Here is a 25,290-nt window from a genome sequence, read left to right on the forward strand (position 1 = left end):
TGACAGCGGAGCGGTTTGTGGCGAGTCCGTATGCGGGCGCTGGTGAGCGGATGTATCGGACGGGGGATCGGGTTCGGTGGAATGCGGACGGGCAGTTGGAGTTTTTGGGGCGTGTGGATGAGCAGGTGAAGATCCGTGGGTTCCGGATCGAGCCGGGTGAGGTTCAGGGGGTGCTGGCGTCGCATCCGTTGGTGGCGCAGGCCGCGGTGATCGCGCGGGAGGACGTACCGGGCGACAAGCGCCTGGTGGCCTACCTCGTACCCGCAGACGGGGACAAGGACGGCGACAGCGGCGATCTGTCCGGCGTGGTGAAGGAGTTCACCGGGCGCCGGCTCCCGGACTACATGGTGCCGTCCGCCTTCGTCGTACTCGACACGCTGCCGCTCACATCGAACGGAAAGCTCGACCGCAAGGCCCTGCCCGCCCCGGAACAAGCCGCAGCGGGGACCGGCCGGGAGCCGGCCAACCAGCAGGAGGAGCTTCTGTGTGCCGCGTTCGCGGAGGTGCTGGGGGTGCGGAGCGTGGGGGTCGACGACGACTTCTTCGAACTGGGCGGGCATTCCCTGCTGGCGGTCAGATTGGTCAGTTTGATTCGTGCGCAGTTGGGCGTGGAGCTGCCGCTGCGGGTGCTGTTGGACGCGCCGACAGTGGCCGAGCTTGCGCAGCAGATCGGTAAACAAAAGTCAGCTAGGCCGGCGCTGCGGCCGATGCGCAAGCGGGAGGACTCCTGATGATTCCATTGTCATTTGCACAGCGCCGGTTGTGGTTCCTCTGGCAGCTCGAAGGTCCGAGCGCCATTTACAACATTCCGATGGCGCTGCGGCTGTCCGGCCAGGTGGACCGGGCGGCACTCAACGCGGCCCTGCGGGACGTCATGGGGCGGCACGAGGTGCTGCGCACGGTCTTCCCCATGGCCCAGGGCGAGCCGTACCAGCACATCCTGGATCTCGAGGATCTGGAGTGGCAGCTGACCGTGGTCGAGACGGCCCCGGAGGACCTTTCGGACACGGTCGCCGAAGCGGCGGGGCACGCGTTCGACCTGGCGGCAGAGGCGCCGATCCGGGCATGGCTGTTCGCGACCGGCCCCGACGAGCACGTGCTGCTGGTTGTGGTGCACCACATCGCGGGCGACGGCTGGTCGAGAGGACCACTGGCCCGCGACATTTCCACCGCGTACGCGGCGCGCTGTGAGGGGCGGGCCCCGGAGTGGGAGCCGTTGCCGGTGCAGTACGCGGACTACGCGCTCTGGCAGCGCGAGCTGCTGGGCGATGACCAGGATTCCGACAGCGTGATCTCGCGCCAGGTCGCCTATTGGCGAGCAGCGCTGGACGGGGCTCCGGAGGAGTTGGAGCTTCCCTTCGACCGCCCGCGTCCGGCGATGGCCGGCTACCAGGCCCACATCGTGCCGCTGGAGATCCCGGCCGAGGTGCATGCGCGGCTGGCGGAGCTGGCACGGGCCGAGGGCGCGACCGTCTTCATGGTGCTGCAGGCCGCTCTGGCCACGCTGCTCTCCCGGCTGGGTGCGGGCACCGACATCCCGATCGGTGCCGCGGTGGCCGGGCGCACCGACGTGGCGTTGGACGATCTGGTGGGGTTCTTCGTCAACACGCTGGTGCTGCGCACGGATCTGTCGGGGAACCCGACGTTCGTCGAGGCGCTGTCACGCGTGCGGGAAGCCGGATGGGAGGCCTTCGCGCACCAGGACGTGCCGTTCGAGCGCCTGGTGGAGGAACTCGCCCCGACCCGATCGCTGGGCCGCCACCCGCTGTTCCAAGTGATGCTTTCGGTCGAGAACTACGCGCAGGCGGACGTGGATCTCCCGGGCGTGCGTGCTGGGGGGACGTCCGCTGGTTTGGCGGCGGGCGCGCAGGTGGCGAAGTTCGACGTCGAGGTGAACATGGGGGAGGTGTTCGACGCGAAGGGCGCACCGGCGGGGCTGCGGGGCGTGCTGATCGTGGCGGCGGACCTCTTCGATGCCCTCACCGCCGACCGGCTGGCCGAGCGCTGGACGCGGGTGCTGGAACTGCTGGCGTCCGATCCGCGGGTTCGGGTCGGTGCCCTGGATGTGCTTGACGCGGAAGAGCGGCGTCGGGTGCTGGTGGAGTGGAACGACACCGGCGCGGAGGTCGAGGCTTCGACGATTCCCGGTCTGTTCGAGGCGCAGGTGGCGCGGACTCCGGATGCGGTGGCCGTCATTTCCGACGGGGTCGAGGTTTCGTACGCGGACCTTGACGCCCGGGCGAACCGGCTGGCGCGCCATCTGGTCCGGCAGGGTGTGGGGCCGGAGTCCGTGGTGGGGGTGGCGTTCGAGCGCGGGATTGATCTGCTGGTCGCGTTGTTGGGCGTGCTGAAGGCGGGCGGCGCGTATCTGCCGCTGGATCCGGCCTACCCGGGTGAGCGGATTGCCTTCATGCTCGCCGACGCCGGTGCGCAGGTCGTTCTGGCGGCGGAGAACACGGCCGAGGCGGTGCCGGAGTCGGCCGCGACGGTGGTGATCGTCGATTCACCGGAGGTGGTCGCGGAGCTGGCCGCTCTCGACGGTGGGGTGCTCGCGGACGGCGAGCGTACGGGCACGTTGCTGTCGGAGCATCCGGCGTATGTGATCTATACGTCGGGTTCGACGGGTGTGCCGAAGGGTGTGGTGGTCGAGCACCGCTCGGTGGTGAGTCTGCTGTCGTGGGCTGCGGCGGAGTTCTCGTCGGCGGACTTCTCCCGGGTGCTGGCGTCGACGTCGTTGAGCTTCGACGTGTCGGTGTTCGAGGTGTTCGGGCCGCTGGTGTCGGGCGGCACCATCGAGCTGGTGCGGGATGTGCTGGCGCTGGCCGACCGTGGAGCCGACAACGAGCCGCTGAGCCTGATCAGCGCCGTGCCGTCCGCACTGTCGCAGGTGCTGGCCGGGGGTGGGGTGGAGACCCGGGCGCGGACGGTGGTCCTGGCGGGTGAAGGTCTTTCCGCCCCCGTGGTGCGGACCATTCAGGACGCGTTGCCGGGTGTGCGGGTCGCCAATATCTACGGCCCGACCGAGGCGACGGTGTACTCGACGGCGTGGTTCGCCGATGGCGCGGTGGAGGGGGCTCCGCCGATCGGCCGGCCGATCGCCAACGCCCGTGCGTTCGTGCTCGACGGGGCCATGTCGCCGGTGCCGGTGGGCGTGTCCGGTGATTTGTACATCGCGGGTGCGGGCCTCGCACGTGGCTATCTGAATCGCGCGGGTCTGACCGGTGAGCGCTTCGTGGCGGATCCCTTCGGCGCACCGGGTTCGCGGCTGTACCGGACCGGTGACCGTGTCCGCTGGAACGCGGACGGGCAGCTGGAGTATCTGGGCCGGGCCGACGAGCAGGTCAAGATACGCGGCTTCCGGATCGAACCCGGTGAGATCGAGACCGTACTGACCGAGCACATCGCCGTCGCCCAGGCCGTGGTCGCGGTACGTGAGGACAGCCCGGGAGACAAGCGCCTGGTCGCCTACGTCGTACCCGGCGACGGAACGGCCGGCGCGGGGCGGGAAACGCTGCCCGACGCGGTACGCGGGTTCGTGGCCGGGCGGCTGCCCGCCCACATGGTGCCCTCCGCCGTGGTCGTACTCGACGCGCTGCCGCTGACGTCCAACGGCAAGCTGGACCGCAAGGCACTGCCCGCGCCCGAGTACACGGCGGGCGAGGGCCGTGCCCCGGCGAACGCGCGCGAGGAGATCCTGTGCGCCGCGTTCGCGGAGGTGCTCGGCCTGGAGCAGGTCGGGGTGGACGACGACTTCTTCCGGCTCGGCGGGCACTCGCTGCTGGTGGTGTCGCTGGTGGAGTGGCTGCGGGTGCGTGGCGTGTCCGTATCGGTGCGGGCGCTGTTCCAGACGCCGACGCCGGCGGGCCTCGCCGCGGCGGCCGGTGCCGAGCGGGTGGACGTACCGGCGAATCTCATTCCCGGGGACGCCGTGGAGATCACGCCGGAGATGCTGCCGCTGGTGCGACTCTCCGCCGAGGAGATCGAGCGGATCACCGCGGTCGTGGACGGCGGGGCGGCCAATGTCGCGGACGCGTACCCCCTGGCCCCGCTCCAGGAAGGACTGCTCTTCCACCACCTGCTCGCCGACGGGGGCGAGGACGCGTACGTCACACCGACGGTGCTGGAGTTCCGGTCCCGCGAGCGGCTCGACGCCTTCACCGACGCGTTGCAGCGGGTGATCGACCGGCACGACATCTTCCGCACCGGCGTGGTCTGGGACGGACTGCCGGAGCCGGTGCAGGTGGTGTGGCGTCGAGCCGTGCTCCCGATCAAGGAAGTGGTGCTGGATCCGCAGGGAGCGGACCCGGCGGCCGAGCTGCTCGCCGCCGGTGGCCTGTCGATGGATCTGGGCCGGGCGCCACTGATCGACGTGCACGCGGCGGCGGTTCCGGGCCAGGGCCAGAGCCAGGGCCAGTGGCTGGCGCTGGTGCGGGTGCACCACATGGTGCAGGACCACACGGCACTGGCGGTCCTGTTGGACGAGGTGGAAGCGTTCCTCGACGGGCGCGGGGGCGAGCTGGCCGAGCCGCTGCCGTTCCGGAACTTCGTCGCTCAGGCGCGAGGCGGGGTGCGGCGCTCCGAGCACGAGCGGTTCTTCGCGGAACGGCTCGGGGACGTCACCGAGCCGACCGCACCGTTCGGAGTGGTCGACGCCCGAGGCGATGGCGCCGGGGTGGAGCGGGCCGGGCTGGAGTTCTCGCCCGAACTGACGGTACGTGTACGGGAGACGGCACGGCGGCTGGGCGCGAGCCCCGCGACGCTGCTGCATGTGGCGTGGGCCCGGACGCTGGCTGCGGTCAGCGGCCGTGACGATGTGGTGTTCGGGACGGTGCTGTTCGGCCGGATGAACGCGGGCGCGGGCGCCGACCGGGTCCCGGGCCCGTTCATGAACACACTGCCGGTACGGGCGCGCGTGGGTGAGGCGGGCGTGCTGGCGGCGGTGTCCGCCATGCGCGGGCAGCTGGCGGAGCTCCTCGAGCATGAGCACGCCCCGCTGGCCCTGGCGCAGCAGGCCAGTGGTGTGCCGGCGGATGTGCCGCTGTTCACCGCGCTGTTCAACTACCGGCACAACCCCGGCCGCGCCCCCGGCCAGGACACGGACGAGAGCCGGAACGGGGGGCTCGCGGGGATCACGACGCTGTTCTCGCGGGAGCGTACGAACTACCCGCTGACCGTTTCGGTCGACGACGACGGTGACGGGGCCGGGATCAGGCTGGCTGTCGACGCGGTGGCCTCGATCGACCCGGGAGCGGTGTGTGTACTGCTGCGCACCGCGGCGGACAACCTCGTCACGGCGCTGGGAGAAGCGCTGGACGGCGGTGCGGACCTCCCGCTGGCCTCGGTCCAGGTGCTGGGCGAGGACGAGCGGCACCGGGTGCTCGTGGAGTGGAACGACACCCGGGAGGAGGTCGAGGCTTCGACGATTCCCCGTCTGTTCGAGGCGCAGGCGGCGCGGACTCCGGATGCGGTGGCGCTCGTGTTCGAGGGCGCGGAGGTGTCGTATGCGGACCTTGACGCCCGGGCGAACCGGCTGGCGCGCTACCTGGTCCGGCACGGTGTGGGACCGGAATCCGTGGTGGGCATGCTGCTGGAGCGCGGCGTGGATGCCGTGGTGGCGCTGCTGGGGGTGCTCAAGGCGGGCGGCGCGTATCTGCCGCTGGACCCGGCGTACCCGGCGGAGCGCATCGCGTTCACACTCGCCGACGCGGGCGCGGCGGTCGTGCTGACCGGTGGGGACGTACGTCTGGCGGACCGGCCGGGAGTACCGGTGGTGGCTCTCGACGATCCGGAGGTGGTCGCGGAGCTGGCCGCTCTCGGCGGTGGGGTGCTCGCGGACGGCGAGCGTACGGGCACGTTGCTGTCGGAGCATCCGGCGTACGTGATCTATACGTCGGGGTCGACGGGTGTGCCGAAGGGTGTGGTGGTCGAGCACCGCTCGGTGGTGAGTCTGCTGTCGTGGGCTGCGGCGGAGTTCTCGTCGGCGGACTTCTCCCGGGTGCTGGCGTCGACGTCGCTCAGCTTCGACGTGTCGGTGTTCGAGGTGTTCGGGCCGCTGGTGTCGGGCGGCACCATCGAGCTGGTGCGGGATGTGCTGGCGCTGGCCGACCGTGGAGCCGAAAACGAGCCCCTGAGCGTGATCAGCGCCGTGCCGTCGGCGTTCTCCCAGGTACTGGGTGGAGTCGGGGCCGGGGCGCGGACCGTGGTCCTGGCGGGTGAGGCGTTGTCCGCCTCGGTGGTACGCGGCATTCAGGACGCGTTGCCGGGTGTGCGGGTCGCCAATATCTACGGCCCGACCGAGGCGACGGTGTACTCGACGGCGTGGTTCGCCGATGGCGCGGTGGAGGGGGCTCCGCCGATCGGCCGGCCCATCGCCAACGCCCGTGCGTTCGTACTCGACGGGGCCATGTCGCCGGTGCCGGTCGGCGTGGCCGGAGAGCTGTATGTCGCGGGTGCGGGCCTTGCGCGCGGCTATCTGGGACGCGCGAGCCTGACCGGTGAGCGCTTCGTGGCCGATCCCTTCGGCGCCGCGGGCGAGCGGCTGTACCGGACCGGCGATCTGGTGCGCTGGAACGCGGACGGGCAGCTGGAGTATCTGGGCCGGGCCGACGAGCAGGTCAAGATACGCGGCTTCCGGATCGAACCCGGCGAGATCGAGACCGCGCTCACGGCGTACCCCGGTATCGCGCAGGCCGCCGTGGTGGCGCGCGAGGACAGCCCCGGGGACAGGCGGCTGGTCGCCTACGTCGTACCCGCCGACCCCGACCCCGACGACAACGCCGGACTACCCGCTGCCGTACTCGCGTTCGTGGCCGACCGGCTGCCGAGCCATCTGGTGCCCTCCGCCGTCGTCGTACTCGACGCGCTGCCGCTCTCGTCCAACGGCAAGCTGGACCGCAAGGCGCTGCCCGCGCCGGAGTACGCGGCGGGCGAGGGCCGTGGTCCGGCCGGCCCCCGGGAGGAGATCCTGTGCGCCGCGTTCGCGGAGGTGCTGGGGCTGGAGAGCGTCGGAGTGGACGACGATTTCTTCCGCCTGGGCGGTCATTCGCTGCTGGCGGTGCGGCTGGTGAGCCGGGTGCGAGCGGTACTCGGTGTCGAACTGCCGCTGAGGGTGCTGTTCGAGACGCCGACGGTGGCCGGTCTCGCGGCGCGGCTCAGTGGAATCGACGCGGCCAGGGCGCCGCTGACGGCCGGGGCGCGCCCGGAACGGGTACCGCTGTCGTTCGCGCAGCGTCGGCTCTGGTTCATCGGGCAGCTGGAGGGCCCGAGCGCCACGTACAACGTGCCCGTCGCGATGCGGCTGACCGGAGATGTGGACCGGGCCGCGCTGGGCCAGGCCCTGCGGGATGTCCTGGGGCGGCACGAGGTGCTGCGGACGGTCTTCCCGACGGCCGACGGCGAGCCCTACCAGCAGGTGCTGGATCTGGAGGATCTGGCCTGGGATCTGTCGGTGGTGGAGGTTGCCCCGGCGGAGTTGGACCACGCGGTCGCGGCGGCGAGCAGGCACGCGTTCGACCTCTCGGTGGACGTGCCGTTCCGGGCGTGGCTGTACTCGGCCGGGCCCGACGAGCAGGTACTGGTCGTGGTCGTGCACCACATCGCGACCGACGGCTGGTCGAGGGAACCGCTGGCCAGGGACCTCTCCGTGGCGTACGAGGCGCGGCGCGCGGGCCGGGCCCCGCAGTGGGCGGCGCTGCCGGTGCAGTACGCCGACTACGCGCTCTGGCAGCGCGAGCTGCTGGGCGACGAGCAGGACACCGACAGCGTGATCTCCCGACAGGTCACCTACTGGCGTGACGCGCTGGACGGCGCACCTGAGGAGCTCGCGCTGCCCTTCGACCGTCCACGGCCCGCGGTGGCCAGCCATCGCGGCCACAAGGTGCCCGTGGAGGTGCCCGCCGAGGTGCACGCGCGGATGGTCCAGGTGGCACGGGCCGAGGGCGTCACGGTGTTCATGGTGCTGCAGGCCGCGCTCGCGGTGCTGTTCTCCCGGCTCGGCGCCGGTACGGACGTCCCGATCGGATCGGCGATCGCGGGACGCACCGACGAGGCCCTGGACGATCTGGTCGGCTGCTTCGTCAACACGCTGGTGATACGCACCGACCTGTCCGGGGACCCGACGTTCCGGCAGGTGCTGGCGCGGGTCCGGGAGACGGGCCTCTCGGCGTTCGCGCACCAGGACGTGCCGTTCGAGCGACTGGTGGAGGAGCTGGCCCCGGTCCGCTCGCTGGCCCGCCACCCGCTGTTCCAGGTCGTCCTCACGCTCCAGAACACCGCGGACGCCATCCTCGACCTGTCCGGAGTACGGGTCGGGGGAGCACCGGCCCGCTCGTCGGAGGAGGTGGCGGCCAAGTTCGACCTGGACGTGATCGTGGGTGAGGCGTTCGACGACGAGGGGAAGCCGGCCGGGCTGCACGGTGTGGTGATCGCCGCGGCGGACCTGTTCGAGCCGGACTCCGCCCTGCGGATCGCAGCGCGTTGGGCACGGGTGCTCGACGTGGTGACCGCCGATCCGGGCGTGCGGCTGAACGCGGTGGACGTGCTCGACGAGGATGAGCGCCGGCGCGTTCTCACGGACTGGAACGACACGGCGGCGGAGGCGACCGCGGAGTCGGTGATCGGGCTGTTCGAGGCGCAGGTGGCGCGGACTCCGGACGCGGTGGCGATCGTCGCCGGCGGCCGCGAGGTGTCGTACGCGGAGCTGGACACGCGGGCGAACCGGTTCGCCCACTACCTGAACACGCAGGGCGTGGGTGCGGAGTCGGTGGTGGGCCTGTGCCTGCCGCGGGGCGAGGAGATGATCGCGGGGATCCTCGGGGTGTGGAAGGCCGGCGCCGGCTATCTGCCGATCGATCCGGAACAGCCCGCGGAACGGGTCGCCTTCATGCTGGCCGACAGCCGGGCGGCGCTGACGCTGACCACCGAGGAGATCCTCGACGAGCTGCCGGCCGGACGCGCGCGCCTGGTCGCGGTGGACGGTCCGCTGGTCGCGGGGCAGCTGGCGGCGGCCCCGGCCACCGTTCCCGGGGTGTCGGTGGTGCCGGGTGGGCTGGCCTATGTGATCTATACGTCGGGTTCGACGGGGCGGCCGAAGGGTGTGGCTGTCACCCATGGCTCGCTCGCGAACTATGTGTCGTCGGTGCCGGGGCGTGTCGGGCTGGGTGAGGAGGGTGGTCGGTACGCGCTGTTGCAGGCGCAGGCGACCGACCTGGGCAACACGTTGGTGTTCGCGAGTCTGGCCACGGGTGGGCAGTTGCACATCCTCGACGCGGAGGCGGTCACCGACCCGGCCGCGGTGACGGCGTATTTCGCGGAACACCGGATCGACTACCTGAAGGCGGTGCCGTCGCATCTGTCGGCGCTGGGCGCCGACGGGGGCCTGGAGGGCGTGCTGCCCGCCAAGTCCCTCGTCCTCGGCGGTGAGGCGGCCTCCTCGACGTGGGTCGGACAGCTCCTCGAGGTGGCCGGGACCCGAGAGGTGTTCAACCACTACGGACCGACCGAGACCACCATCGGTGTCGCCACGACACGTCTGTCCCCGCGGATGACGGACGAGGGTGTGGTCCCGATCGGGGAGCCGATCGCCAACACCCGCCTGTACGTCCTCGACGAGTCGCTGGCCCCCCTACCGGTCGGTGTGACCGGTGAGCTGTATGTGGCCGGTGCGGGTCTCGCGCGTGGCTATCTGGGACGCGCGGGACTGACCGGCGAACGGTTCGTGGCATGCCCGTACGGCACTGCCGGCGAGCGGATGTACCGGACCGGTGACCGGGCCCGCAGGCTGCCCGACGGGAAGCTGGTGTTCTCCGGCCGGGCCGACGAGCAGGTCAAGGTCCGCGGATTCCGCATCGAACCCGGTGAGGTCCAGGCCACCCTGACCGCCCACCCGGAAGTGGCGCAGGCGGTGGTCGTCCCCCGCGAGGACGTCCCCGGCGATGTCCGGCTGATCGCGTACGTCGTACCCGCCGACCCCGACCCCGACGACAACGCCGGACTGCCGGACTCCGTAAGGAAGTTCGCCGCGCAGCGGCTGCCCGAGCACATGGTGCCCTCGGCGGTGGTCGTGCTCGAAGGGCTGCCCCTGACAGCGAACGGAAAGCTGGACCGCAAGGGCCTGCCCGCCCCCGAATACGGCTCCACCTCGAGCACCGGCCGACGACCCGCCAATGTGCGCGAGGAGATCCTGTGCGCGGCCTTCGCCGATGTGCTGGGCCTTCCCTCGGTCGGCGTGGACGACGACTTCTTCGCGCTGGGTGGGCACTCGCTGCTCGCGGTCCGGCTGGTCAGCCGGATCCGTACCGTACTCGGCGTCGAAGTCGAGATCCGGGTGCTGTTCGAGACACCGACCGCGGCCGGGCTCGCGGCCCGGCTGGACGACGCGGGCCGGGCCAGGGCGCCGCTGGCGGCCCGGGAGCGGCCCGAGCGGGTGCCGCTGTCGTACGGACAGCGACGGCTGTGGCTCATCGGACAGGTGGAAGGCCCGAGCGCCACGTACAACATCCCCATGCCGGTGCGGCTCTCCGGTGACGTGGACAGCGAGGCGATGAAGGCGGCCTTCCGGGACGTCCTCGGGCGGCACGAGGTCCTGCGCACGATCTACCCGATGGCCGACGGGGAGCCGTACCAGCAGGTGCTGGGCATGGCGGAGCTGGCGTGGGAGCTGTCGGTGGTGGAGGTACCCGCCGCGGATCTCGACCGTGCGGTCGCGGAGGCGGCGGGGCACGCGTTCGACCTGGCTGTGGAAGTCCCGATCCGGGCCTGGCTGTTCACGGCCGGACCTGACGAGCACGTGCTCATGGTGGTGGTGCACCACATCGCGGGCGACGGCTGGTCGTGGGCCCCGCTGGCCAGGGACGTCTCCGTGGCGTACGAGGCGCGGTGCGCGGGCCGGGCGCCGCTGTGGGAGCCGCTGCCGGTGCAGTACGCGGACTACGCCCTGTGGCAGCGCGAGCTGCTCGGGGACGGCGAGGATCCCAGCAGTCTGATGTCGCGTCAGATCGCTTACTGGCGACAGACGCTGGACGGCATCCCCGAAGAGCTGGAGCTGCCGGCCGACCGGGTACGTCCGCCGGTGGCGAGCTATCGCGGCCACCGTGTGCCGTTCCAGGTCCCTGCCGAGGTGCATGAGCGGCTGCTGGAGATCGCGCGGGCCGAAGGCGTGACGCTGTTCATGGTGCTGCAGGCCTCGCTGGCGATGCTGCTGTCCCGGCTGGGGGCGGGGACCGACATTCCGATCGGCTCGGCGATGGCAGGCCGGACGGACGAGGCGCTCGACGACCTGGTGGGGTACTTCGTCAACACCTTTGCGCTGCGCACGGATCTGTCCGGGGACCCGACGTTCGAGGAGGCGCTGGTGCGGGTGAGGGACGCCGGTCTCGGCGCCTTCGCCCACCCGGACGTGCCCTTCGAGCGGCTGGTCGAGGAGCTCGCCCCGGCCCGTTCGCTGGCGCGCCATCCGCTGTTCCAGGTGATGCTGCTGCTGCAGAACACCGCGGACGCGGTACTGGACCTGCCCGGTCTCGGCGCCGGCGGTGCGGCTCCGGTCGGCGGCACCGCGGTGGCGAAGTTCGACCTCGACGTGAGCATCGGTGAGGTGATCGACGCCCAGGGAGCGCCGGCGGGTCTGCGGGGCGGTGTTGTCGGGTCCTCGGACCTGTTCGAGCCCGCTTCGGTCGAGCGGATCGCCGAGCGCTGGGTGCGCGTGCTGGAGACACTGGCCGCCGACCCGGCCGTGCGGCTGAGTGAACTGGACGTACTGGCCGAGGGGGAGCGCCGGCGCGTGCTCACCGAGTGGAACGACACCGCGGCCGAGGTGCCGGACTCGACGGTGGTCGAGCTGTTCGACGCGCAGGTCGCCCGCACCCCCGAGGCGATCGCCCTGGAATTCGGCGACGTGGAGCTGAGTTTCGCCCAGCTGGACGCGCGGGCCAACCGGCTGGCGCGGTACCTCATCGGCAGGGGCGTGGGGCCGGAGCAGGTGGTCGCGGTGGTGTTCGAACGCACCGTTGATCTGGTCGTGACGCTGCTGGCGGTCATCAAGGCGGGGGCCGCCTATCTGCCCATCGACCCGGCCTATCCGTCCGAGCGGACCGCGTTCGTGCTCGCCGACTCGGGCGCGGTGTGCCTGCTGACCAGCGAGACCCTGCGCGGACGGCTGGCCGAGTTCGACATCGACCCCGAGGGCCGAAGCGGCGTGCCCGTGGTGATGGTCGACGCCCCGGCGGTGGTCGACGAGCTGACCCGCTTCGCGGACGGCGCCCTGACCGCGGAGGACCGTGGCAGCGTCCTGCTGCCCGAGCACCCGATGTGGGTGATCTACACCTCCGGGTCCACCGGGCGCCCCAAGGGTGTGCTCGTCGAACACCGGGCGATCGTCAACTTCCTGGCGTCGATGCAGGACCGCTTCGCGCTCGGCGCGGACGACCGCCTGCTGGCGGTCAGTACCGTCGGCTGCGACATGGCGGGCCTGGAGTTCTATCTGCCGCTCGTCAACGGCACGAAGATGGTGCTCGCCTCACAGGACCAGGTGCTCGACCCCTGGGCGCTGCGGGCACTGATCCGCTCGTCCGGCGCCACGATCGTGCACGCCACGCCGAGTCTGTGGCGCGGCCTGGTCTCCGACACCGACGACCCGCTGGACTGGACGCGTGTGGGCGTGCTGATCGGCGCGGAGGCGCTGCCCGACGAACTGGCACGCACGCTGCTGGACCGGGCGGGCTCGCTGACCAACCTCTACGGGCCCACCGAGACCACGGTCTGGTCGACCGCCAAGCTGACCGGACGGGACGCCGGAGGCAACCCGACCTCGATCGGCGGACCCATCGGAAACACGCAGGTGTACGTGCTCGACGAGGGGCTCGCCCCGGTGGCGCCGGGTGTCGCCGGAGAGCTCTACATCGCGGGTGCCGGCCTGGCACGTGGTTACCTGGGACGGCCCGGACTGTCGGCCGGACGTTTCGTGGCCTGCCCGTTCGGCGCCCCCGGTGAGCGTATGTACCGCTCGGGCGACGTGGTGAGGTGGAGCGCGGACGGTGACCTCGAATTCGTCGGCCGCGCCGACGACCAGGTGAAGATCCGGGGCTTCCGGGTCGAGCTGGGCGAGATCGAGACCGTGCTGGCTTCGCACCCCTCGGTGGCGCAGGCCGTGGTGGTGGTGCGCGAGGAGGCCCCGGGCGACAAGCAGCTGGTGGGGTACGTGGTTCCTGCCGCGGACACCGCACGGGACGACGGCGACAAGGGCGAGGCGCTCGGCGACGCGCTCGGCGAGGCGGTTCGCGCGGCGGCCCAGGAACGGCTGCCCGGGTACATGGTGCCCGCGGCGGTGGTGGTGATCGAACGTGTGCCGCTGATGCCGAACGGCAAACTGAACCGTAAGGCGCTGCCGGCCCCCGAGTACACCGGCCGGGCCGAGGCGGACAGGTCCGTCACCGCGCTCGAGGCGAACCTGTGCGAGATGTTCGCCGAGGTCCTCGGCGTGGAGACGGTCGGGGTCGACGAGGACTTCTTCGCGCTGGGAGGGCATTCGCTGCGCGCGGTTCAGCTCGTGGAGCGGTTGCGGGCTCGAGGAGTGACGATCGCGGTGCGCGACGTGTTCGCGGCCCCGACCGTCACCGGACTCATGAAGCGGATGAGCCTCTCGTCCGTACAGGACTCGCTCGATGTGCTGCTGCCGATCCGGGAGGACGGAACCCGGCCGCCCTTCTTCGCCGTCCACCCCGCGGGAGGGCTGAGCTGGTGCTACATGCCACTGGCCCGGTACGTCCCGAAGGACATTCCGCTGTACGGACTTCAGGCGCGCGGCCTCGCCGGAACGGACGGCCTCGCCGGCTCGGTGGAGGAGATGGCGGCGGACTACATCGCACAGCTGCGTACGGTGCAGGAGAGCGGCCCGTACCACCTGCTGGGATGGTCCTTCGGAGGAACGGTCGCGCACGAGATCGCCGTCCAGCTGCGGGCCGCGGGGGAAGAGGTGGCGGCGCTGGTCATCATGGACGCGTTCCCGCCGGTCCGGAAGACGGACGGGGGCGGGGACGCTGACGCCGGCGAGCCGGAGCCCGAGCCCGAGCGTGATCCGGCCGCCGAGCTGGAACTCCTGGTCGACATGGTGCGCCGGGAAGCCGGTCATGTCTTCGAGGCGACGTCGGACGAGGAGTTCAGGACCCTGGCGCGAGTGTTCCAGAACAACGGAGTGATCGGGCGCGCCCATGAGTTCGGGAGGTTCGACGGGAACGCTCTGCTGATCGTCGCGGAGGAGAGCAAGCCGGAGGGCGCGCCCACCGTCGAAGCCTGGCAGCCTCATGTGACCGGAGAGATCACGGAGGTCGGCCTTCCGTGCGATCACTACGACTTGTCCCTGCCTGAGATGCTGGCCCGGGTGTGGTCCGCCACATCGGACTGGCTGGAACTGGAGGACTGAGACTCAGCCGCCGTGGGTCATCGGGCCCGGCCGGAGTGGTCCGTCAACAATGACGCGACCAGGCCGGGCTCGATGTTCCCGCCGCTGAGCAGCACCCCGACATCGGTGGCGTGGCCGGAGGCGTAGTCCAGAGCCGCGGCGAGCGCGGTGGCCGCCGCGGGCTCGATGAGCAGCCGTGCGTGCAGGAGGGCCACTCGCAACGCCTCGGCGATGGCAGTCTCCGGCACCGTGATGACCGAGGCGATGGTCCGGTGCGAGAGTTCGAAGGGGAGGCTGCCGATGCGATCGGGGCGGAGCCCGTCGGCGATGGTGGGCCTCGCGGGCACCGTCACGGGTCCGCCCGCGTCGAGTGCGGCGGTGAACGCGGGCACGGTTTCCGGCTCCGCCCCGACCACCGCCAGATCGTGCCCGCAGGACGCCAGGCAGGCGCCGGCGATCGCGCTGCCGCCGCCGATGGGTACCACCACGGCGTCCAGCCGGCCGCCTGCCGCGGCGACTTGGCTGATCAGTTCCGCCGTGGCGGTTCCCTGACCGGCGACCACATCGCGATTCTGATACGGATCGACCACGTCGTACGCGTACCGCTCGCGCAGCTCTTCCACCACGGCCACCCGCTCGGCGAGCGTCGTGCCGACGAGCACGGCCTCGGCGCCGGTTTCCCGGATGCGCCGGATCTTGGTCGGCGGCGCGTCGGACGGCAGTACCACCACGGTGGGCAGTTTGTGCTCCGCGGCGGCCAGGGCGACCGCGATCGCGTGATTCCCCGTGCTCTGTGCGATCACTCCCCGGCTTCCCGCGGCTGCCAGCCGTTCGACGGCCAGCAGGGCTCCCCGGACCTTGAACGACCCGCCGCGCTGCAGGTTCTCGGCCTTCAGCCACAAGCGCGCGCCCGCGAGCGCGTCCAATTGGTCGCAGCGTACGACCGGGGTCTTCCATAACCGGCCGGCCAGTCGCCGTTCGGCTCGATCCACATCAACGCGGCTGAGGGCGGTTGTCTCCACTGGGGCTCCTTTTCGGCCGAAAGGCCGGACAGAGATCGGGAGTCGAGTGAGCGCGATCCTCGCACGGCGGCTCCTCGGAGTGGAGTGTTCAACCGAACGGCCGGGATCCGGGGGCGTACCGGGCGAAAAGCCGTGGCGGCCGACGACTGGCACGTCGTCGGCCGCCACGGCTTCCTTCGGTTTCCGCGCTGGACGATCACTCGTTGCGCAGTGCCTCCGCAATCGTGAGGCGCGCTGCCGATCTGGACGGAACGAACGCGCCGAGCAGTGCGAGCACGGTCCCCGTGAGAGCCAGCAGGATGAGTGACGGCGCGTGCCAGACGTCCATCAGGAAATCCGGGATGTCGATGTTCGCCGCTTCGACGGCCACCGGCACGATCAGACGATGGGCGGCGACCCCCAGAGGAATCCCGAGCAGTCCCCCGGCGACTCCGAGAGCGGCCATCGACGTCAGCATCATCACGATCACCTGGCGGGGCGTCATTCCGATGGACTTGAGCATCCCCAGGTCACGACGGCGCTCGCGGGTGTTGAGGACAACGGTGTTGAAGACGCCGAGCGCGGCGACCGTCCCGAGCATCACGGTCAGGGCGGTCGCGAGGCTGACCATGGTCAGCGCGAAGGCGTTGGCCGTGTCGGTGGCGTCCTTCGGGTAGAGCTCGGGGTCGGCCTTTTTGACCGCGTTCATGTAGGCGTCGATATCCGTACCGGGTGCGAGCTTGACCTGATACTGGATCTGGATGGGCTTGTACGTCGGCGCGAGCGGGGTGAGCGTCCCCCAGTCGGAGAAGAGGGCGGCGGGATCGCCGGACATGGTCGCGCCGACGACCGTGACCCGTGTCTGCTTGCCGTCCTTCTCCAGCGTGACCCGGTCGCCGACCGCCAGGCCACGTTCCTTGAGGAACGCCGACGGGACCACGACCTCACCGGGCTTGTCCAGCCAGCGCCCCTTGACGATCTCTTCCCGGAAGCCCAGCTCCGAGGAGTCCCCTCGGAAGAACCGGCCTTCGACCTCCTGCGTGGACCCGGCCATCGAGAGCGAGAGGTTCAGGCCGGCGGTCACCTCGGCCGTACCGTCCAGCGAGCGCAGCATCGCCTCCGTCTCCGTATCACCCTTCTTCGACTCGACCTGCGCCATCGGGTCACCCCGCTCCACCACGACCTGGACGGCTCCCTTGTGCGCCGAGGTGTCCGCGTACGCGCCCACCGTGCTGACCAGCCCCGTCGCGAACGTCACGGTCGTCACGCCGAGAACGATCGCCGCCATGGTCAGGGCCGTGCGGCCGGGACGCGTGAACGGCAGGCCCAGGCCCAGGCTGACGGAGCGGGGCAGCCGCGTGCCGCTGAGCCGGCGCTGGACCCGCAGCCCGTGTCCGGTGCGTGGTGCGCTGCCCGCGCTGATCGCCTCGGCCGCCGGCAGCCGATGGGCACGCACGGCGGGGATGAGCGCGGCGAGGACGACGACGGCGGGCATCCCCAGCAGGGCGACGACATTCACCAGGGGGCTGATGCCGACGTTCCCCAGGCCCATCCCTCTGAAGGCGTCGACGAGTAGCGGTCGCGCCGCGAGATTGCCGAGGAGGGTGCCCAGCACGCAGCCGAGGACCGCCGGTACGGAGACCATCAGGAGATAGACCGCGACCACGTCCCGTGGAGTGAATCCCAGGGCCTTGAGGATCCCGATGTGCCGGAATCCCGAGACGACCGCGCCGCTGATCACGTTGCCGACGATCAGGACCGCCGCCAGGAGACCGAGACACCCGAAGACCATCAGGAAGGGCACGTACACGCCCAGCGCCGAGGCGACCTCCCGTTTGATGACGAGATAGGACCTGGAGCCGACGAACGATCCTTCCGGCAGCCCTTCGACGACCGAGGCGACGCCTGCCTCGATGTCGGAGTCGGTCGCCGAGGAGGAGAAGCGGTAGAGCATCTGGGCGGACGTCGGGCGCAGGGCTTCGATCTGCTCGGGCGAGACCCACGCGTCCGCCGTCTTGCTCAGGCTGTACGCGTAGCCGACGACGGTGAGCGCCGGCTTCCCGGGGACCTGGATCGTCTCGCCGACAGGAAGCGGCTCCTCCTTCGAGCCGAAGGGGAGTGCGCTGTCGCCCGGGGGATACCGGTGCAGGACGATCTCGCCGGGCGCGGTGGCCCAGCGACCCTGCCACAGGTCCAGGCGGTCCACCGATGCTCCCGGATCCGGGCGTCCCACCACGGTCTGGGGACCCCGGACGAGGGGGGTGATGCCCTCGGGGACGTTCAGGACGGCCTGCTCGAACGGGCCCGCGACCGCCTCGACTCCCGACCGCTCCGCGGCCTGAGTGAGCTGTGCTTCCGAGGCCTTGCGGGTGTCGAAGGCCGCGACGGCATGGGCGCCGCGCTGACCAGCGAAGCCGCGGTCGTAAGGCGCCGAGGCGGACTCGAGCAGGCCCAGCGCGACGACGATCGACGTCGTGGAGAGCAGGATGACGACGCCGATGACGACGGTCTGGAGCCGACGCCGCCGCACGGCCGCGCGCGCGGCGCGCCAAACGGCCCTCACGCGCTTCGCTCCAGACTGCGCTCGCGGGCCAGTCTGCCGTCGGCGACCTCGATCACACGGCTGGCGCATCGCGCCGCCAGGCGCTCGTCGTGCGTCACCATGAGCAGCGTCTGGCCGATCTGGTTCAGGTCGAGCAGCAGGTCCATCACCTGCTCGCCGGAGCGACTGTCAAGGGCGCCGGTCGGCTCGTCGGCCAGCAGCAGCGACGGCCGGTTCATCAGGGCCCGGGCGACGGCGACCCGCTGGCGCTCGCCGCCACTGAGCGCTGCCGGATAGATGTCCTTCCGGCCCGCGATGCCGAGCTCGTCGAGGAGCTCCAGCGCACGCTTGCGTGCCTGCCGGGCCGGGGTACCCGTCAGCTGTCCGGCGAGCGCGACGTTGTCCAGAGCCGGCAGATCGTCCAGGAGGTTGAAGAACTGGAAGACCATGCCGATCCGATGGCGCCGGAAGAGTGAGAGACCCTTTTCGTTGAGGGTGCCCAGGTCCTCGCCGAGGACGACGACCCTCCCGGACGTCGGGCGGTCCAGCCCGGCGACCATGTTGAGCAGTGTGGACTTACCACTGCCCGAAGGCCCCATGACCGCGACCGCCTCACCGGTGCGGATCTCCAACGACACGCCGCCCAGCGCCACTGCGTCGCCGAATTCCTTGCGCACACTGTCCAGCCGTACGACGACGTGGTCCGTGCTGTCTTCAATGGTCATGGAAAGAAGCTAGAGACGCCCGGACGGTCCTCGCGTCAATCGGGCGACGTAACTTCCCGGCCGGGTCATCCTGTGGATGTAGGGAACTGGGACCGGAGGATGACGCACGCACCGGGGGCGGGCGTCCTGCTGTGCGAGGCGATGTCCTTCGCGGAATCTCCAAGATAATGTGACCGCGCCGAAATGGGAACGTGTTGGCGAGTGGTCCGGCAGTGTCGCGGTGTTCCGGACCGCGTACACGTCGCGGAGCCGATCCGGCGCGGCTACGATCCAGCGGTGTTGTCAGGGCAAGGGGCCCGATCTTGTTGGGGGTTGGCATGGCTGCTGGGCGCGTGGTCAGGTTCGACGGTACGCGGGGTTACGGGTTCATCGCTCCCGATTCGGGTGGCGACGACGTCTTCCTGCACGTGAACGACCTGCTGATACCGGAGTCGTACATACGATCCGGACTGGAGGTCGAGTTCGAGATCGAGGACGGTGACCGCGGCTTGAAGGCGTCGTCCGTCCGGCTCGCCCACGGAGCCGAGGCGCCGCCGGCGAGGCCCGACTCGACGTGTGACGTGCTCGGCAAGGAGGAGTACTCCCGGGAGGTGACCGAGCTCCTGCTGAAGGCGGGCCCGTGGCTGACGGGAGAGCAGATCCTGGAGATCCGCCATGAGCTGGTGAAGTTCGCGGAGAAGCACGGCTGGACCGAGGACTGACGACGCGCTATTTCGTGCGGCGCGCGGTAATGCGGGAAATTTCCGCGTCGGACGGCGGCGTCGTTCAACTGCTGTGGTGCGGCAGTTGAACGACGCCGTTGTCGTCTCCCCGGAGTGCCCGACTGACCGCTTGGTCGGTGAGCCTTGTTCTGTGGAGCGGCATGGCGTCATAGTGCTGCGGGTGCGCACTGCGTTCGCAGTGGCGCGGCCCGGTCGTCGAGACCGAGGCCCGGATCGGAAACCGCCTGTCCCTCATTAGCTGGAAGGCCGATCGAAATGCTGACAGCAGTACGTCGTCCGCGCACAAAGCCCCGTATGTGGGGGTGGACATTCCGATGACCACGAGCTCCGTCCTCGCCGGTGCCGACCTGTTGGAACTGTCGGAACTCGATCAGAAGAACACCCAGAACCCCGCGAGTATCGTCGGTGTCGGAACTGCCGTAACAGCGAATTCGTATTCGCAGCGGGAACTGCTCGACATATTCCGGATCACTGACCCCAAAATCCGCTCCGTCTTCCTCAACAGCGCGATCGAGCGGCGCTTCCTCACGCTCCCCCCGCAGGATGCCGAGGGCACCTGCCTCCCCGAGATCCAGGGAGAGCTGCTCGCCAAGCACAAGAGGCTCGCACTCGACATGGGCGCGAGGGCCGTGCGGGAGTGCCTGGACAACGCCGGCATCGAGCTGTCGGACATCGACTACCTGTGCTGCGTGACCACGACCGGTTTCCTCACCCCCGGTCTGAGCGCCCTCCTCATCCGCGACATGGGGATAGACCCCGGATGTCACCGGGTGGATGTCGTGGGGATGGGCTGCAACGCGGGCCTGAACGCTCTCAACGCCACAGCCGCCTGGTCCGTGGCCCACCCCGGACAAGTCGCCGTCATGGTGTGCGCGGAGGCCTGCTCCGCCGCCTACGTCATCGACTCGACCATGCGAACCGCCGTCGTGAACAGCCTCTTCGGCGACGGCGCGGCCGCCGTCGCCCTGGTCGCCGACACCCCTGACGCCGCCGGTCCGCCCGAGCCGCGCGTCGACATGGCGGCCACATCGTCGGGGGCGCGCCTGCTGTCCTTCGCCAGCCACCTCATCACCGACGCGATCGACGCGATGCGCTACGACTGGGACGACGAGCAGGGGAAGTTCAGCTTCTACCTCGATCCGCACGTCCCGTACGTGGTCGGCGCCAACGCCGAACAGGTCATCGATCGCCTGTTGTCCGGCGCCGGTCTGCGCCGCAGGGACATCGACCACTGGCTCGTGCACTCCGGCGGCAAGAAGGTCATCGACGCGGTCCGGGTCAACCTCGGCCTCACCCGCCACGACGTGCGGCACACCACAGAAGTCCTGCGTGACTACGGCAACCTGTCGAGCGGCTCGTTCCTGTTCTCGTACGAGCGGCTGCTCCGGGAAGGTGTCGCGAAGCCCGGCGAGTACGGCGTACTGATGACCATGGGCCCGGGTTCGACCATCGAGACAGCGCTGATCCAATGGTGAACGGGGAGCAGATGACAGACGACCTGGTACTCAGGATCGACGGTACGCAGCCGCTGTCGGCCGAGGCGGTCGCGGCCGTCGGAGCCGTCTGCGACAGCGCCGAGGACGGCGACAGCGGCGGCAGACTGATCGTTGAGGTGACGGGAGCTCCCGAGGGGCCCTGGCCGAGCGATCTGACGGTGTCGCTGGTCAGCAAGTGGGAACGCGTCCTGCGTCGGCTGGAACGCCTGCCCGCGACCGTCATCGCGGTCGCCGACGGGGAATGCGGAGGACTGGCCCTGGACGCGCTGCTCGCCACCGACTACCGCATCGCGACGGAGTCGGTGCGTCTGAGGCTGCCCGTCGGCGACGGGGCCACCTGGCCGGGCATGGCGCTGTACCGGCTCGCCCACCAGGGAGCGAACGCGGCCGCGATCCGCAGGGCGGTGCTCTTCGGAGCCCCCGTCGAGGCCGGGGACGCGCTGGCCCTGCAACTGATCGACGAGGTGACCGGCGACGCGACCAGTGCTCTGGCGGCGGCAGCCGAAGTGGCCAGCACCTTCTCGGGGACGGAGCTGGCCATACGGCGGCAGCTGATGTTCGACGCCTCCACCACCAGCTTCGAGGAGGCCCTCGGCGTTCACCTGGCGGCCTGCGACCGTGCGCTGCGGAGGGCCTCCTCCGGGGCGGCGTCGTGACGGGCGGCGCCACGGCAGGGGGCGAGCTCCGGCCCGGGTTGCGCGACGGCCTCCGGGACGTCTCGGCCGGCATCGCCGACGCCCGGCAGGCGCTCGCCCGGGCAGCGGACCGCACCGAGCGGCTGCTGGCGGGGCTGCCCGAACCGGAGCACCGGTCGGCGGAGCAGCGGGCCGCGGGAGAGGCGGCGAAGGACACCGCGCGGGTACTGCGCCGCGCCTTCATGGACGCGCACGCCGACGCCGTCTATGACGAGCTCACCGACGGTCGCAGACGCCACCTGCGCCTCGCGGAGCTCTCTCGGGCGGCTGCCGCCGCCTTTCCCGGACTCATCCCCGACGAGGGGCGGCTCGCCGCCGAACGGGAGCGGCCGCAGTCCGGCAAGGAGGGCCACGAGGTCGATCAGGGCATCTTCTTCAGCCGGATCCTGCGCTCCCCGACGGCAGGTTCGCATCTGCTCGACGCGATGCTGCGGCCGACGCCCCGCGCGCTCGGCCTTCTGCCCGAATTCACCGAGACCGGAACGGTCGACCTGGGATCCGTACGGCTGGAGCGGAGCGGCGGTGTCGCGCGGCTGACCATGTGCCGTGACGACTGCCTGAACGCGGAGGACAACCGGCAGGTCGACGACATGGAGACCGCGGTCGACCTCGCACTGCTCGACCCGGGCGTCGAGGTCAGCCTGCTGCGCGGCGGCGAGATGACCCACCCCCGATACCGGGGCAAGCGGGTGTTCAGCGCCGGCATCAACCTCAAAGCCCTGCACGGGGGCGGCATCTCACTGGTGGACTTCCTGCTCCGCCGCGAACTCGGCTACATCCACAAACTCCTGCGGGGTGTGCTGATCGAGGACGAGGCGGTCTGGCAGTCCCGGACCCGGCAAAAGCCCTGGGTCGCCGTGGTGGACACGTTCGCGATCGGCGGCGGTGCGCAGCTGCTCCTCGCGTTCGACCACGTCCTCGCGGCTTCGGACTCGTACATCAGTCTCCCGGCCGCGCAGGAGGGAATCATTCCCGGTGCCTCCAGTTTCCGGCTGACCCGGTACTGCGGACCGCGTCTGTCGCGCCAGATCGTCCTTGAGGGACGCCGGATCCGGGCGACCGATCCCGAAGCGAGCCTTCTGATCGACGAGGTCCACGACGCCGACGAGCTCGACCTGGCCGCCGAGCGCAGCCTCGAACGTCTTCGGGGCCCCGCGGTCGTCGCCAACCGGCGCATGCTGAACCTCGCGGAGGAGCCATTGGACGAGTTCCGCGGCTACATGGCCGAGTTCGCGATGCAGCAGGCGATCCGGCTGTACAGCGCCGACGTGATCGACAAGGTCGGCCGCTTCTCCGCCGTACGTGAGCAGGCCCCGACGCTCACGTAACCCGGGCCTCGAGCCCGGAGGGTGCCCGCCGGCTTCGGCCGGCGGGCACCTGCCCGGCATCTGCGGCCGCACTTGGCCGGCGCGCCGCCGTCGGTTGACGGACGCGGTGCTCGAGCACTCCGTCGAGGTGGCCGACGCCGCCCTTCAGACCCAAAGGGACGTCCCCGACGTCCTGCGGACGCCCGGCACCGGCTGACGTGCCTGCTCGCGCGCACGGCTGAGGCGCACGGCCGACTCGCACGTGGATCGCCGCGGCGGCAGGCGGGCCGGTGTCGGAGGCCGGGACGAGCCGTGGTGTTACCCTCCGGTCGGACAGTCGCGCCCAAGAAGCAGCTGCCCGCAGGGGGAGGAAAACGACGGGGGCGTGGGGGTATTTCAGGACATGACTGACACATCGATGCGCCGGAACGGTCCGATACGTGCCCAGTCCGGTGGTCGCCGGCACGCGAGGGTGCGGGTGGCATCGGTGGCGCTCGCGCTGCGCTGGGCGTCAGGCCGTTGGCCTTTCGTGGAGGACGAGGTGGCGGGGTTGCGGCCGTTGGTGCGGCCGGGTGCTGTCTGCCTCGACGTAGGTGCCGAATACGGTCTTTACACCTGGAGCCTGTCGGCGCTGGCCGGGCCGTCCGGGGCGGTGCACAGCGTCGAGCCGCTGCACGGCCCCGCGCAGTGGCTGCGCACCACGGCCGCCGCCCTCGGCTGCGACAACGTCACCGTCCATCGCACGGCCCTCGGCGAGCGAGCGCAGCGCCAGGGCACGATGAGTGTGCCCCGCCGTCGTCTGCTGCCCGTCCACGGCCGCGCCTACCTCACCGAGGGCGCGTCGGGGCCCGGCCCCAACGTCGAATTCACCGGCTCCAGGCCGGTGGCCACCCCGGTGCGGACGGTGGACGGCCTGTGCCACCACATGGGGCTCGACAGGGTCGACTTCATCAAGGCCGATGTCGAGGGGGCGGAGGCGGCGGTGCTGTCAGGGGCCCGGAACACCCTGCTGCGCCACCGCCCCGCCCTCCTGTTGGAGATCGAGGACCGCCACCTCGCGAAGTACGGCATGAACGCGACCGGTCTGGTGGGACGGCTGGGCGAGTTCGACTACGGAATGTACCGCTGGCGGAACCGGGGTTGGGAGCCCGTGACCGAGGTCACGGACGACTGCCGCAACTATCTCTTCACGGCTCGACCGATTCACTCCAGCTGAAGGAACTGACAGATCCATGGGCTCGACCCTCGTCATCACCAACGACTTCCCGCCCCGCCAGGGCGGGATCGAGACATTCGTGCACGCCATGGTCACGCGCATGCCGCACGACGACGTCGTCGTCTACACCTCGCACGAGCCGGGCGACACCGCGTATGACGCGACCCTTCCGTTTCCGGTCGTACGGGACTCCACGGGCATGCTCCTGCCGACCCGGCGGGTCACCAGGAAGGCCATCGAGATAGCCGAGGCCCACGGCTGCGACCGGGTCTGGTTCGGAGCGGCGGCGCCGCTCGCCCTGATGGCACCGGCCCTGCGCCGCAGTGGCATACGGCGCATGGTGGCGACCACCCACGGCCATGAGATCTGGTGGGCCAGGATTCCCGGCGCACGCCGGATGATGCGGCGGATAGGCGACGGCGTGGACGTCGTCACCTACCTCGGCCAGTACACCCGCGACCGGATCGAGTCCGCCCTCGGCCCGCACGCGCGGATGAGCCGCCTCGTCCCCGGCGTCGACGTCGCGGTCTACCGGCCCGACGCCGAGGACGACTACGACACCGCCACCGACCTGCGCACCGAACTCGGCCTGCAGGGCAAGCGGGTGATCGTGTGCGTGGCCAGGATGGTCCCGCGCAAGGGCCAGGACACGCTGATCCGCGCCCTGCCCCTGATCCGGCGCGAGGTCCCGGACGCGGTGCTGCTGCTGGTCGGCCAGGGGCCCGACGAGGCGCGGCTGCGCAAGCTGGCCCGGAGCCACATCGCCGACGGCTCGGTCGTCTTCGCGGGCGGCAAGACGCACTCCGAGACGCCGCGCTACTACGCCGCCGCGGACGTCTTCGCGATGCCGTGCCGCACCCGCAAGGCCGGTCTGGAGGCGGAGGGGCTCGGGATCGTGTTCCTGGAGGCGTCGGCGAGCGGTCTGCCGGTCGTCGTCGGCGATTCCGGCGGCGCTCCGGACACCGTGCTCGACGGCAGGACCGGCGACGTCGTGGACGGCACCGACCCGGCGGCGGTGGCGGGCGCGCTCACCCGGATACTGACCGACGCCGACCGGGCCGCCGAGATGGGTACGGCGGGCCGCCAGTGGGTCCGGGAATCCTGGTCCTGGGACGCGTCGGCCCGGCATCTGACCGACCTCCTGACACCCGAGCGCGCCCCGGTGACGGTGCCCGGCCAGGAATAGGAGCAGGA

10 protein-coding genes and 1 pseudogene are annotated in these 25,290 nt (G+C 70.7%); 8 read left to right on the plus strand and 3 right to left on the minus strand.

Annotated features, from left to right (window positions below; all coding sequences use genetic code 11):
• Window positions 1–2,032 (plus strand): annotated as a pseudogene (locus ABT342_RS38230) (condensation domain-containing protein); the annotation flags it as partial.
• Between the two features lie 132 nt (window positions 2,033–2,164).
• A complete protein-coding gene (locus tag ABT342_RS14910; protein WP_502965539.1) occupies window positions 2,165–14,413 on the plus strand; it encodes an amino acid adenylation domain-containing protein in 12,249 nt (4,082 codons plus the stop codon).
• A 17-nt stretch (window positions 14,414–14,430) separates the two neighbouring features.
• Here the strand turns inward: ABT342_RS14910 and ABT342_RS14915 are convergent, their stop codons facing one another.
• The 3 genes from ABT342_RS14915 to ABT342_RS14925 form a co-directional block, all read right to left on the minus strand.
• Window positions 14,431–15,414 (minus strand): threonine ammonia-lyase, encoded by a 984-nt coding sequence (locus ABT342_RS14915; protein WP_351572475.1) that lies wholly within the window; start codon window positions 15,412–15,414, stop codon window positions 14,431–14,433.
• A 196-nt stretch (window positions 15,415–15,610) separates the two neighbouring features.
• Window positions 15,611–17,956 carry an ABC transporter permease gene (locus ABT342_RS14920; RefSeq protein WP_351572478.1) on the minus strand — a complete coding sequence of 782 codons (2,346 nt, stop codon included), beginning with the start codon at window positions 17,954–17,956 and terminating at the stop codon, window positions 15,611–15,613.
• On the minus strand, window positions 17,953–18,660 hold the full coding sequence (locus ABT342_RS14925; protein WP_351572481.1) for an ABC transporter ATP-binding protein: 708 nt from the start codon (window positions 18,658–18,660) through the stop codon (window positions 17,953–17,955). Before ABT342_RS14925 ends, ABT342_RS14920 begins: the two co-directional genes overlap by 4 nt.
• Window positions 18,661–18,977: 317 nt before the next feature.
• Here ABT342_RS14925 and ABT342_RS14930 point away from each other — a divergent pair, with 317 nt between their 5' ends.
• From ABT342_RS14930 to ABT342_RS14955, 6 genes are all read left to right on the plus strand, one after another.
• Window positions 18,978–19,361, plus strand: coding sequence for a cold-shock protein (locus tag ABT342_RS14930; RefSeq protein ID WP_351572484.1), 384 nt, complete (start codon window positions 18,978–18,980; stop codon window positions 19,359–19,361).
• Window positions 19,362–19,696: 335 nt separating this feature from the next.
• Window positions 19,697–20,857, plus strand: coding sequence for a 3,5-dihydroxyphenylacetyl-CoA synthase DpgA (gene dpgA, locus ABT342_RS14935; protein ID WP_351572486.1), 1,161 nt, complete (start codon window positions 19,697–19,699; stop codon window positions 20,855–20,857).
• A gap of 11 nt (window positions 20,858–20,868) precedes the next feature.
• On the plus strand, window positions 20,869–21,534 hold the full coding sequence (gene dpgB / locus ABT342_RS14940; protein ID WP_351572488.1) for an enoyl-CoA-hydratase DpgB: 666 nt from the start codon (window positions 20,869–20,871) through the stop codon (window positions 21,532–21,534).
• A 71-nt stretch (window positions 21,535–21,605) separates the two neighbouring features.
• On the plus strand, window positions 21,606–22,901 hold the full coding sequence (dpgC, locus tag ABT342_RS14945; RefSeq protein WP_502965540.1) for a (3,5-dihydroxyphenyl)acetyl-CoA 1,2-dioxygenase DpgC: 1,296 nt from the start codon (window positions 21,606–21,608) through the stop codon (window positions 22,899–22,901).
• Window positions 22,902–23,283: 382 nt separating this feature from the next.
• Window positions 23,284–24,096 (plus strand): FkbM family methyltransferase, encoded by an 813-nt coding sequence (locus ABT342_RS14950; protein WP_351572490.1) that lies wholly within the window; start codon window positions 23,284–23,286, stop codon window positions 24,094–24,096.
• 16 nt (window positions 24,097–24,112) lie between these two features.
• A complete protein-coding gene (locus ABT342_RS14955; protein ID WP_351572493.1) occupies window positions 24,113–25,282 on the plus strand; it encodes a glycosyltransferase family 4 protein in 1,170 nt (389 codons plus the stop codon).
• Window positions 25,283–25,290 lie beyond the last annotated feature (8 nt).

This window comes from Streptomyces sp. NPDC000410, assembly GCF_040300305.1.
Classification (GTDB): domain Bacteria; phylum Actinomycetota; class Actinomycetes; order Streptomycetales; family Streptomycetaceae; genus Streptomyces.

Bases quoted from the DNA above. Each gene is read 5' to 3' on its own strand.
- ABT342_RS14925 (WP_351572481.1), bottom strand. From the start codon at position 18,660: ATGACCATTGAAGACAGCACGGACCACGTCGTCGTACGGCTGGACAGT.
- dpgB (WP_351572488.1), top strand. From the start codon at position 20,869: ATGACAGACGACCTGGTACTCAGGATCGACGGTACGCAGCCGCTGTCG.
- ABT342_RS14950 (WP_351572490.1), top strand. From the start codon at position 23,284: ATGACTGACACATCGATGCGCCGGAACGGTCCGATACGTGCCCAGTCC.
- dpgA (WP_351572486.1), top strand. From the start codon at position 19,697: ATGACCACGAGCTCCGTCCTCGCCGGTGCCGACCTGTTGGAACTGTCG.
- ABT342_RS14955 (WP_351572493.1), top strand. From the start codon at position 24,113: ATGGGCTCGACCCTCGTCATCACCAACGACTTCCCGCCCCGCCAGGGC.
- ABT342_RS14930 (WP_351572484.1), top strand. From the start codon at position 18,978: ATGGCTGCTGGGCGCGTGGTCAGGTTCGACGGTACGCGGGGTTACGGG.